The organism is Pseudomonas sp. UC 17F4, assembly GCF_900101695.1.
In the GTDB taxonomy this organism is placed as follows: Bacteria; Pseudomonadota; Gammaproteobacteria; order Pseudomonadales; family Pseudomonadaceae; genus Aquipseudomonas.
On sequence record NZ_FNKV01000001.1, the window covers coordinates 3,027,304 to 3,041,406 of the forward strand.

At 64.5% G+C, this 14,103-nt stretch carries 15 protein-coding genes; 7 read left to right on the forward strand and 8 right to left on the reverse strand.

What is annotated here, in order from left to right:
- Positions 1-48 precede the first annotated feature (48 nt).
- From BLR26_RS14010 to BLR26_RS14030, 5 genes are all read left to right on the forward strand, one after another.
- Positions 49-1,110 carry an acyl-CoA dehydrogenase family protein gene (locus tag BLR26_RS14010; RefSeq protein WP_093381470.1) on the forward strand — a complete coding sequence of 354 codons (1,062 nt, stop codon included), beginning with the start codon at positions 49-51 and terminating at the stop codon, positions 1,108-1,110.
- The gene (locus BLR26_RS14015) at positions 1,107-1,955 is read left to right on the forward strand and encodes an ABC transporter ATP-binding protein (RefSeq protein ID WP_093381472.1); all 849 of its coding nucleotides are present in this window, start codon (positions 1,107-1,109) and stop codon (positions 1,953-1,955) included. Before BLR26_RS14010 ends, BLR26_RS14015 begins: the two co-directional genes overlap by 4 nt.
- Positions 1,921-3,120, forward strand: coding sequence for an ABC transporter substrate-binding protein (locus BLR26_RS14020; RefSeq protein WP_093381475.1), 1,200 nt, complete (start codon positions 1,921-1,923; stop codon positions 3,118-3,120). The genes BLR26_RS14015 and BLR26_RS14020 overlap by 35 nt, the downstream gene beginning before the upstream one ends.
- Positions 3,120-3,875: an ABC transporter permease gene (locus BLR26_RS14025; RefSeq protein ID WP_093381477.1), complete on the forward strand. Its 756-nt coding sequence runs from the start codon at positions 3,120-3,122 to the stop codon at positions 3,873-3,875. Before BLR26_RS14020 ends, BLR26_RS14025 begins: the two co-directional genes overlap by 1 nt.
- A 126-nt stretch (positions 3,876-4,001) precedes the next feature.
- Positions 4,002-6,281, forward strand: coding sequence for a KAP family P-loop NTPase fold protein (locus BLR26_RS14030; RefSeq protein ID WP_093381479.1), 2,280 nt, complete (start codon positions 4,002-4,004; stop codon positions 6,279-6,281).
- Position 6,282: 1 nt separating this feature from the next.
- On the opposite strand, the gene BLR26_RS14035 is transcribed toward BLR26_RS14030, so the two are convergent.
- A complete protein-coding gene (locus BLR26_RS14035; RefSeq protein WP_093381482.1) occupies positions 6,283-7,410 on the reverse strand; it encodes a Bcr/CflA family efflux MFS transporter in 1,128 nt (375 codons plus the stop codon).
- Positions 7,411-7,510: 100 nt separating this feature from the next.
- On the opposite strand from BLR26_RS14035, the gene BLR26_RS14040 reads away from it, so the two are divergent.
- Positions 7,511-8,281, forward strand: a complete 771-nt coding sequence (locus BLR26_RS14040) for an AraC family transcriptional regulator (protein ID WP_093381485.1) — start codon at positions 7,511-7,513, stop codon at positions 8,279-8,281.
- A gap of 19 nt (positions 8,282-8,300) precedes the next feature.
- Here BLR26_RS14040 and BLR26_RS14045 read toward each other — a convergent pair whose 3' ends face one another.
- From BLR26_RS14045 to BLR26_RS14070, 6 genes are all read right to left on the reverse strand, one after another.
- On the reverse strand, positions 8,301-8,696 hold the full coding sequence (locus tag BLR26_RS14045; protein WP_093381488.1) for a hypothetical protein: 396 nt from the start codon (positions 8,694-8,696) through the stop codon (positions 8,301-8,303).
- 12 nt (positions 8,697-8,708) lie between these two features.
- A complete protein-coding gene (locus BLR26_RS14050) occupies positions 8,709-9,539 on the reverse strand; it encodes a helix-turn-helix transcriptional regulator (RefSeq protein ID WP_045194125.1) in 831 nt (276 codons plus the stop codon).
- Positions 9,536-9,859: an AzlD domain-containing protein gene (locus BLR26_RS14055; RefSeq protein ID WP_093381490.1), complete on the reverse strand. Its 324-nt coding sequence runs from the start codon at positions 9,857-9,859 to the stop codon at positions 9,536-9,538. Before BLR26_RS14055 ends, BLR26_RS14050 begins: the two co-directional genes overlap by 4 nt.
- A complete protein-coding gene (locus BLR26_RS14060; RefSeq protein ID WP_045195646.1) occupies positions 9,856-10,554 on the reverse strand; it encodes an AzlC family ABC transporter permease in 699 nt (232 codons plus the stop codon). The genes BLR26_RS14055 and BLR26_RS14060 overlap by 4 nt, the downstream gene beginning before the upstream one ends.
- A 104-nt stretch (positions 10,555-10,658) precedes the next feature.
- The gene (locus tag BLR26_RS14065; protein ID WP_045195644.1) at positions 10,659-11,387 is read right to left on the reverse strand and encodes a hypothetical protein; all 729 of its coding nucleotides are present in this window, start codon (positions 11,385-11,387) and stop codon (positions 10,659-10,661) included.
- A gap of 118 nt (positions 11,388-11,505) precedes the next feature.
- The gene (locus tag BLR26_RS14070; protein ID WP_093381492.1) at positions 11,506-12,123 is read right to left on the reverse strand and encodes a LysE family translocator; all 618 of its coding nucleotides are present in this window, start codon (positions 12,121-12,123) and stop codon (positions 11,506-11,508) included.
- 112 nt (positions 12,124-12,235) lie between these two features.
- Between BLR26_RS14070 and BLR26_RS14075 the strand changes: the two genes are divergently transcribed.
- Positions 12,236-13,135 carry a LysR substrate-binding domain-containing protein gene (locus tag BLR26_RS14075; protein ID WP_093381494.1) on the forward strand — a complete coding sequence of 300 codons (900 nt, stop codon included), beginning with the start codon at positions 12,236-12,238 and terminating at the stop codon, positions 13,133-13,135.
- On the opposite strand, the gene BLR26_RS14080 is transcribed toward BLR26_RS14075, so the two are convergent.
- Positions 13,132-14,037 (reverse strand): LysR family transcriptional regulator, encoded by a 906-nt coding sequence (locus BLR26_RS14080; protein ID WP_093381496.1) that lies wholly within the window; start codon positions 14,035-14,037, stop codon positions 13,132-13,134. The two genes, BLR26_RS14075 and BLR26_RS14080, sit on opposite strands and share 4 nt — an antisense overlap.
- Between the last annotated feature and the right edge of the window lie 66 nt (positions 14,038-14,103).

The window sequence follows — 14,103 nt, forward strand, 5'->3', positions numbered from 1 at the left end:
ACCCTCGGCGCCAGCGCAAGCTGGCGCATTGTTAAAGGAGTAAACCCTATGCTCGATCCCGCATTGGTCGCGTGGCTGGATGCCCAGGCCGAAGCCCTCGACCAGGGCCACGGCGACCCGCAGGCGGTACTGGGGCAACTGGCGGCGGCGCAGGTGCTGCGCGTCGGTATTGACCAGAACCTGGGCGGCAGTGGCGGCACGGTCGCCGACGCGGTCGAGACGCTGGCCACGGTTGCCAGCCATTCCCTGGCGGCAGCCTTCGTGTTCTGGGGCCAGCGCGCCTTTATCGAATACCTGCTGCACAGCCCCAACGCCGGGCTGCGTGAACGCCTGCTGCCTGAGCTGCTAAGCGGCCAACTGGCTGGCGCCACCGGCCTGTCCAACGCCATGAAGTACCTCTCCGGTATCGAAGCGCTGCAGGTCAAGGGCCTGCGCGACGACCAGGGCTGGACCCTGGCCGGGCGCCTGCACTGGGTCACCAACCTGCGCAAGGGCGGTTTCGTGGTGGCGGCGGCGATTGAAGAAGAGGGCGCCTCGCCGTTCGTGCTGGCGATCCCCGATCACGCTGCAGGGCTGAGCCGCTCTGACGACCTTGAGTTAATGGGCCTGCAGTCGAGCAACACCGCAGCCTTGAGTTTCGAACAGGTGTCGATCAGCCGTGACTGGCTGCTGCACGACAACGCCAAGCAGTTTCTGCCTGCCGTGCGCCCGTCGTTCCTGGGCCTGCAATGCGGCATGGCCATCGGCCTGGCGCGCCGCTCGTTGAGCGAAGTGGAAGGGCACCTTCAGGGCATGCGCTCGTTCCTTGGCGAGGCGCTGCAGGTGCTGCGCGAGCGCCTGGAAAACACCGTGGCCGAACTGAAAAAGGGCTTGCTCGACGGCCGTTTCCTGAGCCAGCCGGCGGCCTTGTTCAAGCTGCGCATCACCCTTGCCGAAACGGCTGCCGATGCCGTGCAGCTTGAGTTGCAAGCCAGTGGCGGCAAGGCTTACCTGACCGCCTACGGCGCAGGTTTTGCCCGGCGCTGGCGCGAGTCGGCGTTCGTGCCGATCGTCACCCCAAGCCTGGTGCAACTGCGCGCCGAGCTGCAGCGCCAGGCGTCGTCAGCATGACCGAAGTGTTGCTCGAAGCGCGTGGCATCAGCCTCGGCTACCCGCGTGAACAAGGCTGGCAAAGCGTGCTGGAAAATTTCGACCTGCAACTGGCGCCGGGCGAGGTGATCACCATCCTAGGCCCCAGTGGCGTTGGCAAATCCAGCCTGTTGCGGGTGCTGGCCGGCTTGCAGCAGGCCCGCGCCGGCAGCGTCAGCCTGCTCGGCGAGCCGTTGCAGGGCCCGCACCCGCGCCTGGCGGTGGCCTTCCAGGACCCCAGCCTGCTGCCCTGGCTGAGCCTGGAAAGCAACGTTGCCTTCGGCCTGGACTTCGCCCGCCAGCCCAAGCTCGCTGCCAGTGAGCGACGGGCGCGCATCGATCACGCCATCGAGGCGGTCGGCCTGCAGCATGCACGCGAGCAGTACCCGGCGCAGCTCTCCGGCGGTATGGCCCAGCGCACCGCGCTGGCCCGCTGCCTGGCGCGCCAGCCACAAGTGCTGTTGCTCGATGAACCCTTCGGTGCGCTGGATGAAGTCACCCGCGCCGACATGCAGCAACTGCTGCTGCAACTGATTGCCCGGCACAACACCGCGGCCATCCTTATTACCCACGATATCGACGAAGCCCTGCTGTTGTCCGATCGCGTGCTGCTACTGGGCAACCACCCGGCGCGCACCCTCGGCCAATGGCTCATCGACCTGCCGCAGCCCCGCGAGCAGCGGGTCGAGGAACTGGGCGCGCTGCGCATCGACATACTCAAAACCCTTCGGCGGGCCAGCCGCACACCCGAACCTTCTTCTGAACCTATGCCGCTGCCGTCGGAGACTGCCCATGTGCCTGGACGACTTCACCCACACTCGTCGTGACTTCATCAAACTCAGCGCCTTGCTCACCGCCGGCGGCGCCATGCCGCTGCTCGGCAGCCTGCAGGCCCGCGCCGCGAGCGACCCGGACGCCCCGGTACGCATCGGCTACCTGCCGATCACCGACGCCACGCCGTTGCTGGTGGCGCACAACAATGGCCTGTTCGAAGCCGAAGGCATCAAGGCCGAGCGGCCGGTGCTGCTGCGCAGTTGGGCGCAGGTGATCGAGGCGTTCATCTCCGGGCAGGTCAATGTCATTCACCTGCTGTCGCCGATGACCGTCTGGGCCCGTTATGCCAGCAAGGTGCCGGCCAAAGTGGTGGCCTGGAACCATGTCGGCGGCTCGGGCCTGACCGTGGCCCCGGGCATCACCGAGGTCAAGCAACTGGGCGGGCAGACCGTGGCCATTCCGTTCTGGTATTCGATCCACAACGTGGTGGTGCAGCAGCTGTTTCGCGACCACGGCCTGACCCCGGTGTCCAAGGCCGCCACAGCCCAGCTGGCCGCCAACGAGGTCAACCTGGTGGTGTTGCCGCCGTCAGACATGCCGCCGGCCCTGGCCAGCAAGCGCATCGCCGGCTACATCGTCGCCGAGCCGTTCAACGCCCTGGCCGAAGACCTCAAGGTTGGCCGCGTGCAACGCTTTACCGGCGACATCTGGCGCAACCATGCCTGCTGCGTGGTGTTCATGCACGAGCACGACTTGAACAACCGCCCCGAGTGGTCGCAGAAGGTGGTCAACGCCATCGTCAAGGCCCAGCTGTGGACCCGCGAGCACCGCGCCGAAGCCGCCGCGCTGCTGTCCAAGAGCGGGCCGAACAAATACACCCCGCACACCCCGCAGGTGCTCAGCCAGGTGCTGGCGCCGGCGGCCGCGGCCCGCGAAGCCTACATCGCCAGCGGTGCGATCCAGCATGCGCAGTGGGACGAAAAGCGCATCGATTTTCAGCCTTATCCGTTCCCCAGCTACACCGAAGAACTGGTGCGTCGCCTGCAGAACACCCTGATCGAGGGCGACAAGGGCTTTCTTGCCGGCCTCGACCCGCAACAGACCGCCCGCGACCTGGTCGACGACCGCTTCGTGCGCAACAGCATCGCCGCCGTTGGCGGGCTCAAGGCCTTCGGTTTGCCCGAGAGCTTCGAGCGTAGCGAGGAGTTTTCGATCTGATGGGCAAGCATGCAATCCATGGCGCCCTGGGCGTCGCCGGCCTGCTCGGTCTGTTGTTGCTGTGGTGGCTGGGCGTGCAGGTGTTCGGCCAGGCCGATGGCCTGTCGGCGCGTTTTTCGCCGCAGGCGACCCTCAGCAGCCTGATCGAGCTGCTGGGCCAGGGCGAGGTGTACGAGCACATCTGGGTCAGCCTCAAGCGCATCCTTGTCGGCTTGCTGCTGGCCTTGCTGATCGGCGTGCCGCTGGGCTTGCTGGTGGGCAGCTATCGTCACCTGGAGGCGGCGACTACCCCGGCGTTCCAGTTCTTGCGGATGATCTCACCGCTGTCGTGGATGCCGGTGGTGGTGATGCTGATGGGGGTGGGCGACCAGCCGATCTACTTCCTCCTGGCCTTTGCCGCGCTGTGGCCGATCCTGCTCAACACCGCTGCGGGGGTGCGTCAGCTCGACCCGCGCTGGCTGCAGTTGAGCCGCAGCCTCAGCGCCACACGCTGGGAGACCCTGTGCAAGGTGATCATCCCCGGCGTGCTCGGCCATGTACTGACCGGCGTGCGCCTGGCCATCGGTATTCTGTGGATCGTGCTGGTGCCGTGCGAGATGCTCGGAGTCAGTGCCGGGCTGGGCTACTTCATCCTCGATACCCGTGACCGGCTGGCGTATTCGGAGCTGATGGCGATGGTGCTGCTGATCGGCGTGCTGGGCTTTATGCTCGATGCCATTGCCCGTGGCCTGCATCGGCGTTGGGTGCATGCCTGATCGTGGAGGTAGGAGCGGGCTTGCCCCGCGATGCAGACAGCGCAGTTTTGAAAGCTCAGGTGCAGCACCGAACTCAGTTGGATAGACTTCCCGACTGGTTCAACTGCACGGTCGAAGGATCACCCCATGACAGCACCAGCAAACCCACGGCGTAGCGGCAAGGGCCATGACGCGGCGATCAGTCAGCAACAGGATGACGACCTGCAGCGCTGGGCAATCGCCCGCTCGGTGCTGCGCTCGATCGAGTCGGCGCCAGACAGCTGGTCGACCCGAATCGGCTTGTATGGCAAGTGGGGTTCTGGCAAGACCAGCGTGCTGAACTTCATTGAAGAGCAGGCGCGCATGCGCAATGAAAGCAAGCCGGACGGTATCACCTGGGTGGTCGTACGCTTTTCGGCGTGGGATGCCGAAGGCCGTGACGGGGTGATCCAGCGATTTTATCAGGCGTTGTTGGAGCAACTTGAAAAAGGCGCCTGGTCGGGCAAGTCATTCAAGGATCTGGGGCGTGGAATTGCCAGGCTACTGGGCAATGTTGCCGAGATTGGCAAGTCAGTTGTTCAAGTCATGGACCCTGTATCCGGGATGATGGTTAGCAAGGGTACCCAGATTGCCGAGCAAACGGGCCAGCTGCTGAGTTCAAAGCTGGCCTTCAACCGAAAAGAACTCGAAGCGCTGTGTGCCGAACTCGAGCGCACGCGCATCGTGGTGTTCATCGATGACCTTGACCGCGCCGACCCGACCGCAATCCCCAAGGCCATGCTGGCGTTGCGCGAGTTGCTCGACTGGCCCAGCTTCGCCTTCGTCCTGGCCTTCGACCTGGATGTTGTGAGCAAAGCACTGAGCCTGTACTCGGCCGCCTATGGTGAGAACGGCCAACGCTTTCTCGAGAAGATCATTGATATCTCCATTACCCTGCCGGAGCCTACACCAGAGCAGGCCAGGCGCTTGGCGTGGCGGGCATTTCGCGAATGTTGCCCGTTTATTCCCGAGGCAGCGTTCACGCGAATTGCGCAGTGGTTTCCTGGCAACCCTCGTCTGGTCAAAGCCATCAGCCGTGACCTGGGGCAGTTGAAGACGGTTGCAGTTCGCCACGGCGAAGGCGAACTCGCGTGGGATGCAATCATTTTGCAGACCATCATCAAGCATGAAGCCCCGAAAACCCTCGAACGTCTGGAGCCGTCCTTGCTGGGCCTCGGCGGGCGGTCGCTGCGCGGTGAAACCGAAGAAGAGCGGGAGGCGTTCGAACGCGAAGCCATTCAACTTTCGCTGGGATCAACAGTGCCTGATCTTGCGCCCGCTTTTAAGCGGCTGAAGAATCAGCTTTCAGCCCTTCATGATCTGCGAAAATTTACTGACCCCGCACGTGTACGGTATGAGATGGGGTTGTTGGCGCAGGAGCCGAGCATCACCCTTCAGGAGCATCGGCGTTTCTTGAATGAATGGGCTGCTGACTTCGACGACCAGCGAATTGATTTGATCATTGAAGAAGGGGCGGACGCCGCTCAGTTCGAAGTGCGCGAAGCTGCCTCGAACCTGGTCTGGTTGACGATCGAATCATACTGCCAGGGCATGCGGGATCTGGCGTCCCAGGTTGATCAGCGTGTCTATGACCAGCAACTGCAGTCCCTTGGTGTTCAGCTCAAACTGCTTGAAAAAGTCTGGGGTGATACACCGCACGCAGCGCTTCGTGATGTAGCAGACCATTACGGCTTGTGCTGCAGCTTGATCGACGGCTTGTTGTCGCTGCGCGAGCGCGATGAAGGTCAGCCAGGGCAAGCGCAGTACCAGCGCGAAATTGCATTGGTGACAGCAGCGGCAACTACCTGCAGTGAGCGTGTACGGCTGTACGATTGGGCGATGGAAAAATTGCTTTCCGGTGGCATCGCTTACCTGTATGACTCGCATAAAAGGACAAGACTCGAAGGTCTCGCCGATCTGATCAAGGAGGATGCGGTAGCGGATTTGTTGACGGTGTTCGAGGCCGCAAGTGGCGTCGAACGGTTGTTCAAGGACCCTTCGCCAGTGGCCATTCAACGACAGTGGCGTCTGCTTGATGCCAAGTCGCCCTTTTACCAGGAGGCGGCTCAGACCAGCCTGGTGGCACGGCTGGAAAGTATTGCCGATGACGGGCTTATCGAAGGCATCGTCGCCAGTAACATGCTTGATTACCTTGTGGGATTGGCGCTTCACAACCATAACAGTGCTGAGGGTGAGCGCCATGATGTGCAAAGGCTGCAGGCGCTGATACCTTTTGCCTGGGCGGCGGCGATGAAGGGTAGCGAGTACCACCGTTCCCCCCAGCAATTGCTCGGTAAATGGGACACGCTAGTCAATGCCGGCATCGACAAAAGCTGGATTGAACTGCCAGCAAACCTGGCAGAGCTGGACAGGCAACGACGCCGCTGAGTCATGCCCGTGGCCGGTAGAAAGCGGCTGCGCCAGCGGTGCAAACGGAGCAGCAGACCAGCGCCGCTCCCAGCGCCTGGCTCCAGCCGGCCAGCGCCAGGCCCGCGCCAATCAACGCGTAATACAACAACCCGAACAACGCCCCCGCCGTCCCCCGGCAATCGCCATACTCGATCAGCGCCGACCCCAGCAGCAGCGGAATCGCCATGGCGAAGGCGCCGAGCATGAAGGCCATGGCCACCGCGATCAGCCAGTGCTCGCCCAGCAGCAGGATCGCCAGCGCCGCCAGCAGGTTCACCGCGCATGCCAGATTGAGCAGGGTTGCCTGGCTGACACCCCGTGCCAGCAATCGCGCATTGAGGCGCGCGCCGAGCAGCGAGCCCAGCGCCAGCAGTACGCCGCTGTAGCCAAACAGGCTGTGCAACTGCAAACGCTGGAAAATGAACGGTGCCAGGCTGTACCAACTGAACACGCCGATGTTGAACAACGCCACCAGCAGCGTCGCCAGCAGCACCCGGCGATCACCGAGCATGCGCCGCAATGTGCCGATCACACTGGCGTGGTGGGGCGTTTGCGGGCGGGTTTCCGGCATTAGTTGCCAACTCCACAGCCATAACGCCAGGGCCATCAGCAACTGCGCGGCGAGCACGCCACGGTAACCCAAGGCCTGGGTCAGCAGCGAGCCGCTGAGCACGCCAATCGCCGGGCTGATGGCCAGGAACATGCCTATCAGGGAAAACACCCGCGCCAGTTGCGCACCGCTATATGCATCGCGTAGCGCGGTTTGCGTCACCACCGAACCGACCGCTGCGGCGAACGCGGCGACGATGCGCGCGCCAAGCAGGCCGGCGAAATGTGTGACCAACAGGGCCGCCAGCGAAGCCAGGCCGTACAGCAGCAAACCTGCGAGCAACGCCGGGCGTCGGCCCCAGAGGTCGCACAGGCGGCCCCAGACCAGCACGCCGACGGCAAAGGCGGCGAAATACAGCGACAGGGTTTGCCCCGCCTGTGCAGGCGTTACCCCAAAGCCCTGGCCGATATCCACCAGGGCGGGGCTGTAGAGGGTTTCGCCGATCTGCGGGAACATCAGCAGGGCCGTGGCCAGGGGCAACCAGGTGCGTTGGGTCATGAGCAGGGTCCCGTGGGTAAAAGGGCGCTCATGGTAGGCGGCGGGCGATGGGTGTATTGTCGCGGTCTGGTCTAGAAATAGTGAAAATCGGACAACCTGCATGGCCTGGCTGGAACCTACCGCCCTCTTCAACCCCGAGCACGTCGATGCGCCCATCGTCGGTATCTGCTCGGCCCTGGGCGAGCACGATTCCGGCGTCCATCAGCACCGTATGGGACAGGTGCTGTTCACCCGCCAGGGCTGTGTGCGCATCGATGCCCAGGCGCCGGACCTGCTCTGCCTGCTGCCGCCGACCCGCGCGGCGTGGATTCCCGCCGGCGTAGCCCATCGGGCGCGGATGCGGGCGACCGTGGACTATCGCTCGGTGTACCTGGACACCCGCCACTGGCCGCGTTTGCCGGATGAAGTGGTGATCCTCGACGTCAACCCGCTGCTGCGCGAACTGCTCGAACGCATCGCCCTGGCGCCGTTCGAAACCGACTGGAGCCAAGGCGCCGCCGCGCACCTGGCCGGCCTGTGCATCGCCGAACTGCAGGCTGCCGGGCAGCAGCCGATGCGCTTGCCGCTGCCCAGGGACCGGCGCCTGGCGCGCCTGGTCGAGAACCTTGAGCAGTTACCGCCGCCGCTGCAAGAGCTGGCCCGCACAGTGGGCGCCAGCGAGAAAACCATCGGTCGCTTGATTCGCCGCGACACTGGCATGTCCTACCAGCAATGGCGCCAGCAGTGGCGGCTGGTGCGGGCGGTGGAGCAGTTGGCGATCCATCAGCCGCTGACCCAGGTGGCGCTGGAGCTGGGCTTTGCCAGCGACAGTGCGTTCATCGCCTTCTTCAAAAGCATGACCGGCAGCACGCCGCGGGCGTATTGCCGCTGAGCAGAAGAGCAGCCCAGGCTCAATCTTGCAGGTCGTCCTCGCTCATCCACTCCACGGCATCGGCCAGCGCCACTTCGGCCACCCACTCACTGAAACTGCGGGTCACCTGTTCATAGCTCAGCCGCGAGCGTAGCTCCAGCTTGTCGGCGAACGACAGGTGCGCGGTGATTACCTTGTCTTCGATCACCCCGTCGCGCACCACGAAGAAGGCAAAGTCTTCCCGGTCCTGGCGGCGGGCGAACAGGTAGACCTCGAAGTCCGCGCCGGTCTCCTTGGCAAAGGCCCGGGCGGCGAAGGCGTTTTTGCTCAGGTCCGGGCCTTGTTGCAGTGACGCCGGGGTGTCGCAGAAATACCACGGCTCCCAGTCGGTCAGGCCTTTGTGGATGAACCAGCGGTAGGCAAGCGGGTAGGGCATGGGGTTGGTCCGTCAGTGAATGCAGGCGCGGCGGTACTCGCCCGGCGTTACGCCATAGGCTTGCTTGAACTGCCGGTTCAAATGGCTCTGGTCGGAAAAGCCCAGGGCGAAGGCGACGTTGAACGGCAGGCAGTCGTTTTTCAGCAGTTCGCGGGCGCGGCTCAGACGCCGTTGCTTGAGCCAGGCATGGGGCGGCAGGCCGGTGGCCTGGCGGAACACCCGGGCAAAGTGGAAGGGCGAGAGGTTGACTGCCGTGGCCAGTTCTTCCAGCGATGGCGGGTAGGCCAGGCGGCTGTCCATCAGTTCCTTGGCCCGGGCCACGGCGCAGGGTTCGTTGCCGGGCGTGCGCGCGGTGCCGGCGCGGGCATGGCGTTGCACCAGCAACAGCACCGCTTCGCGCCAGGCGGTTTGTTGTTCCAGGGCACTGGCGCCGTGTTCGGCCGAGCAGTGCAGCCAGCTGAAGGCCTTGGCCAGTTGCGGGTCGTGCAGCACGCTGGCGTCAAAGCGCGGCAGGCCGTCGCGCTTGAGCTCCAGCTCGTCGAGCACGCCGGTGATGCGCTCGCTGTCGGGGTAAAAACCGCGATAGCGCCAGCCATCTTCGCTGGCCTTGGCACCGGTGTGCAGCTCGTCGGGGTTGATCAGCACCATGCTGCCCACCGGCGCCAGGTGTTCGCTGCCGCGGTGCCAGAAACGCTGGGCACCGGACTCGATGATGGTGATCACGTAGCCTTCGTGCACATGGGGAGCGAAGCGCTGCTGAAAATAACGCGCGTGCAGCATCTCGGTATCACCGAGCGCCGAGGCTTGCCAGAAGCGGGTCTGTTCCTTGTGTGCAGGGTTCATGGGCTGCCGTTCAACCACCAACGAAAGACAAAAAAGAAGGCCATGCTCAGCAGCATGCTGATCAAGGTGCTGCGGGTCAACAGCACCAGCACCACCGCCACTACCGAACCGACCAGGTAAGGGTTGCTCAGGCTCAGGTCGAGCTGGTGCCCGGGCAAGAACACAATCGGCCCGCAAATGGCGGTGAGCATGCCCGGCACGGCAAAGCCGAGGAACTGCCGGGCATTGGAGCTCAGGCGCAAGGGCAGGCGCGGTTCCAGGAAGGCATAGCGGTTGAGGAACACCAGCAGGCCCATGCCGATAATCAGGGCGAAGATCATGCGCGTGCTCCACTGAATTTCTGGCAGACAAAGCCGGCGCTCATGCCCAGCAACCCGGCGGCCACCAGGCCGATGTCCCAGTGCCAGGCGCTGAACAGCACCGAGCAGAACAGCGACACCGCCACGCACACCACGGTGGGCAGGTTGCGCACCAGCGGCGCGATCAGGGCAACGAAAGTGGCGACGATGGAAAAATCCAGGCCCAGTTGGTCCAGGTGCGGAATGTTCTGACCGAGGATGATCCCGGCCAGGGTGAACAGGTTCCAGGCAATGTAGAACGTCAGGCCGACCCCCAGGGCGTACCAGCGATTGAACTGCTGTTGGTCGTACTGGCTGGTGAGGGCGAAGAACTCGTCAGTGAGCAAAAAGCCCAGGCCCAGCCGCCAGCGGGTCGGCAGGCCCGACAGCACCGGGCGCATCGACAGTCCGTACAACAAGTGCTGGGAGGTCAGCAACAGGGTGGTCAGCAGGATCGAGAACAGGTTGGCGCCGCCCTTGAGCATGCCGATTGCCACCAATTGCGCGGCACCGGCAAAGACGATCGCCGACAGGCCCTGGCCTTCCCAGGGGCTGAGGTTGGCTTCGATGGCCATGGAGCCGGCCAGCAGCCCCCAGGGAGCGACGGCGAGGGACAACGGCAGGATGGCGATGGCGCCACGGATGAAGGCCTGGCGGGCGAACGGCGGACTGGACATGGACGGCAGCAACAACCAATGAACAAGGTTGTACAGCATGCCAGAGGCGGGCGCCGCTGACTTGAACGATCTTGCTGTCAGCGGCGCGGCAGAGGGCTTGGCGCTCAGTAGTGGTTGCTGGCCAGGCGGCGCTGCGCGGCGATGCAGCCATTGATGTCCACCGCTTTTTGCCAGTAGGCCTTGCTCTGCGCCGGGTCGGCGCTGGCCAGCAGGCGGTAGACCTCGGCCTGGTAGTCGCGCTGGCGGCCCCACTGCATGGCCAGGCCCTGCGGTTGCTCGCGATGGCACAACAGGCGCACGGCCGGTTGCGGGTAGTAGGGGGCGTACAGGCTGGCCAGGTTTGGCACGCTTTCGAGCGCGTTGCGGTAGTCGCTACGGCTGTAGTTGGGGCACCAGTTCTCGATGCCCAGGGCCGCCGGGGCAAAGCCCTGGCCCATGCTGGCTTCGAGCAGCGGGCAGGCGGCAGCGGAAATCTGTGCTGCCGGCAGGTAGGTGATGTAGTAGAGCGCCAGGCGATACTGGGCAGCCGGGTGGTCAAGCTCCACGGCTTTTTTCAACAGGCTCACCGCAGGCGCCAGGGTGCGGCCCAGGGCCTGGCCTTGCTGGGCAAGATCCTGGTCGGTGGTGCTGGTCTTGAGGGTGAAGCTGGCGCTCTGGTTGTCGGCCTGTTCCAGCAAACTCACGGCCTGGCGGTACAGCAGGTCGGCATGCGGGTCGATCTGTACGCCGGCAGCCAGTACCGAAGTCGGCAGCACGACGGCGAGCAGGCCGTGCAAAAGGGGCGAGCGGATCAAGGAAGTGCCTCTGGAATTCGGGGCCGGGCGGGTATGCATGTTGGCTTGGAGACGACTGCGCTGTTCAGGGTTCAATCCGACTGTCCATAGTGTGGCTGGCCTGGGTGATAGCGCGCCATTCTAACCGCTCCGGGCCCGCGCCCGAAAGCGTAGCCCGTCAGGGCAACAGTTGCCGGATGTTGTAGGCCAGCCCGACGGCGGCGATGGCCAGCAGTACCACGGCGCTGATGGCGCTGATCAGGCGCCTGTCGAGGCGCTCGGCGAGGCGGCCGATGACCAGGATGTACAGGCCCAGAATGCCCAGGTCGAGCACCAGCCAGACCAGCGCCAACAGCATCAGGCTGTGGCTGAACTGCTCGGTGACCTGAATGAACTGCGGGAAGAAGGCGACGAAAAACAGGATGTCCTTGGGGTTTGACAGGCCAATGGCAAACCCCTGCCATAGCCCGCCCTGGCGCACCGCAGGCGGCGCTGCGGCGTGCGCGGGCCGGCGCAGTTCGGCCAGCGCGCCGAGGCCCAGAAAGCCGATGAACAGGCAGCCAAACACGCTCAAGGCGCTAAGCAGCAGCGGGTTGATCGCGGCGCTGCTGAAGATCAGCAGCGCCGCCAGGGCGATCAGCACCAGTGACGCGCCGTTGGTGCCCAGGGCGGTCAGCAGTGCCTGTTTGCGCCCGGCGCGAGCGGTGGTGTTGACCACCAGCGCCACCACCGGGCCGGGGCTGGCGATCAGCAGCACAACGGTCAGGGCGTAGGTAGCAAGCAGGGCACTGTTCACGGGCGGGTCTCGAGGGCGTTTGGCGGGAGCGCAATTCTCGGCAGGCCCGGTCCGGTTGTAAAACGCCTGTTACTGTGGCCTTCTATTAGTTTGACTCATGCTAGAGGCGGCCATGACCGAACGCATTCCCGCATTGCAGGCGCTCAGGGCGTTCGAGGTGGCCGCGCGCTACGGTTCGTTCACCCGCGCCGGCGAAGAACTGGCCCTGACCCAGGGCGCCATCAGCCATCACATCAAAACCCTGGAAGGTCTGTTCGACTGCGCCCTGTTCGAGCGCCGCGGGCCGAAAGTGGCGCTGACCGAAGCGGGCCGGCTGCTGGCCCAGGAGCTGAAAATCGGCTTCAAGATCATCGAAAGCGCCTGTGGCCTGCTCAGACAGGACCGCCAGCAACTGCGCCTGAAGGCGCCCTCGACCCTGACCGTGCGCTGGTTGCTTGGCCAGTTGGCGCTGTTCAAGCAATGTGAAGAGCACGCTCAGGTGCAACTGAGCAGCGTGTGGATGGACATCGATACGGTGGATTTTTACAGCGAGCCCTACGACTGCGCGATCCTGTTGGGCGACGGACATTTCGGCGCCGGCATCGCCAGCCTCAAGCTGTTTGACGAATGGCTGGTACCGGTGTGCCAGCCCGGTTACCCGGCAGACCTGGCCCATTGCGAGCTGCTGCACCCATCTCCCGACCGGCGCGACTGGCGGCGCTGGTTGCAGCGCACCGGGGCTGCGGCCATCAGCCTTGAGCGCGGCCAGCTGTTCGACACCCTTGACCAGGGCATCTCGGCGGCTCAGCAAGGCCTGGGTGTGGCCGTGGTCGACCTGTTGCTGGCCAGCGCCGAGCTCGCCGCCGGGCGCCTGGTCACGCCGTTTGCGCAGGCGGTGGCCACCGGCGAGGGCTATTACCTGGCCTGGCTGCAGGCCAGCCCCAAGGCCCGCCAGGTGCAACAACTGGGGGCGTTCCTGGTGCAGCAGGTGCCACAATTGCCTGCCCAAGGCTTTGATTATTTATATGACTAATACTGCGGCGCGCCAGCATCGGGCAGCAGGCGCGTGCTCATGAAGTCGATGAACACCCGCAGCCGTGGCGGCACTTGCCGCCCCGAGGGCCACAGCAGGTAGAAGCTGCCGCGGCGCTCCATGTAGTCATCGAGCACGGTCACCAGGTCACCGCGCTGCAACTGCTGGCGCACGGTGAAGTCGGGAATGCAGGTGATGCCGCGATCGCGCATGGCAAAGCAGATGCGCGTGTCGACGTGGTTGCAGACCATCGACACCGGGATCTCATAGGCGTGGCCGGCGGGCTCCTGACGCAGCGGCCACTGTTCGAGCTTGCCGGTGCTCGGGAAGCGGTAGTGCAGGCAGGTGTGGCGGGCCAGTTCGGCGGGGTGCGCGGGGCTGCCATTGCGCGCCAGGTACGCCGGCGAGGCCACCAGTACATGGTGAAAATGGCCAAGAAAGCGCGCGCTCAGGCGTGAGTCGCTGGGCGTGCCGCCGCGCATTACCACGTCAAAACCTTCGCCGATGATATCGACCATGCGGTCGTCGAAATCCAGGTCCAGCTCGATCTCCGGATACTGCGCCATGAACTCGCTCAAGGCCGGCATCACCAGCGCAGTGACTTGCGGCAGGCTGATGCGCAAACGCCCGCGCGGCACTTCACTGGCCTGGGACAGCTCAAGCTCGGTGGCCTCGATCTCGGCAAGGATGCGCCGGCTGCGCTCCAGAAACTGACTGCCCTCGGCGGTGAGGGTGATGCTGCGCGTGCTGCGGTGAAACAGGCGTACGCCCAGGCGGCGCTCCAGGCGCGCCACGCGCTTGCCAATGGCCGAGGCGCTGACCCCCAGCGACTGCGCAGCGCCGACAAAACTGCCGGTTTCTGCCACCCGCACGAACACCACGAAACCGCTGAGGCTATCCATCTGCATTTCCCGATTGCGGACACCCGTGTCCGTTATGAGCGGAATTGTACCCGGCTTTTTCCGCAG

Coding starts and splice junctions, on each gene's coding strand:
- BLR26_RS14065 (WP_045195644.1), bottom strand. CDS start 11,387: ATGCATACCCGCCCGGCCCCGAATTCCAGAGGCACTTCCTTGATCCGC.
- BLR26_RS14030 (WP_093381479.1), top strand. CDS start 4,002: ATGACAGCACCAGCAAACCCACGGCGTAGCGGCAAGGGCCATGACGCG.
- BLR26_RS14010 (WP_093381470.1), top strand. CDS start 49: ATGCTCGATCCCGCATTGGTCGCGTGGCTGGATGCCCAGGCCGAAGCC.
- BLR26_RS14025 (WP_093381477.1), top strand. CDS start 3,120: ATGGGCAAGCATGCAATCCATGGCGCCCTGGGCGTCGCCGGCCTGCTC.
- BLR26_RS14055 (WP_093381490.1), bottom strand. CDS start 9,859: ATGATCTTCGCCCTGATTATCGGCATGGGCCTGCTGGTGTTCCTCAAC.
- BLR26_RS14080 (WP_093381496.1), bottom strand. CDS start 14,037: ATGGATAGCCTCAGCGGTTTCGTGGTGTTCGTGCGGGTGGCAGAAACC.
- BLR26_RS14075 (WP_093381494.1), top strand. CDS start 12,236: ATGACCGAACGCATTCCCGCATTGCAGGCGCTCAGGGCGTTCGAGGTG.
- BLR26_RS14020 (WP_093381475.1), top strand. CDS start 1,921: ATGTGCCTGGACGACTTCACCCACACTCGTCGTGACTTCATCAAACTC.
- BLR26_RS14045 (WP_093381488.1), bottom strand. CDS start 8,696: ATGCCCTACCCGCTTGCCTACCGCTGGTTCATCCACAAAGGCCTGACC.
- BLR26_RS14040 (WP_093381485.1), top strand. CDS start 7,511: ATGGCCTGGCTGGAACCTACCGCCCTCTTCAACCCCGAGCACGTCGAT.
- BLR26_RS14015 (WP_093381472.1), top strand. CDS start 1,107: ATGACCGAAGTGTTGCTCGAAGCGCGTGGCATCAGCCTCGGCTACCCG.
- BLR26_RS14060 (WP_045195646.1), bottom strand. CDS start 10,554: ATGTCCAGTCCGCCGTTCGCCCGCCAGGCCTTCATCCGTGGCGCCATC.
- BLR26_RS14050 (WP_045194125.1), bottom strand. CDS start 9,539: ATGAACCCTGCACACAAGGAACAGACCCGCTTCTGGCAAGCCTCGGCG.
- BLR26_RS14035 (WP_093381482.1), bottom strand. CDS start 7,410: ATGACCCAACGCACCTGGTTGCCCCTGGCCACGGCCCTGCTGATGTTC.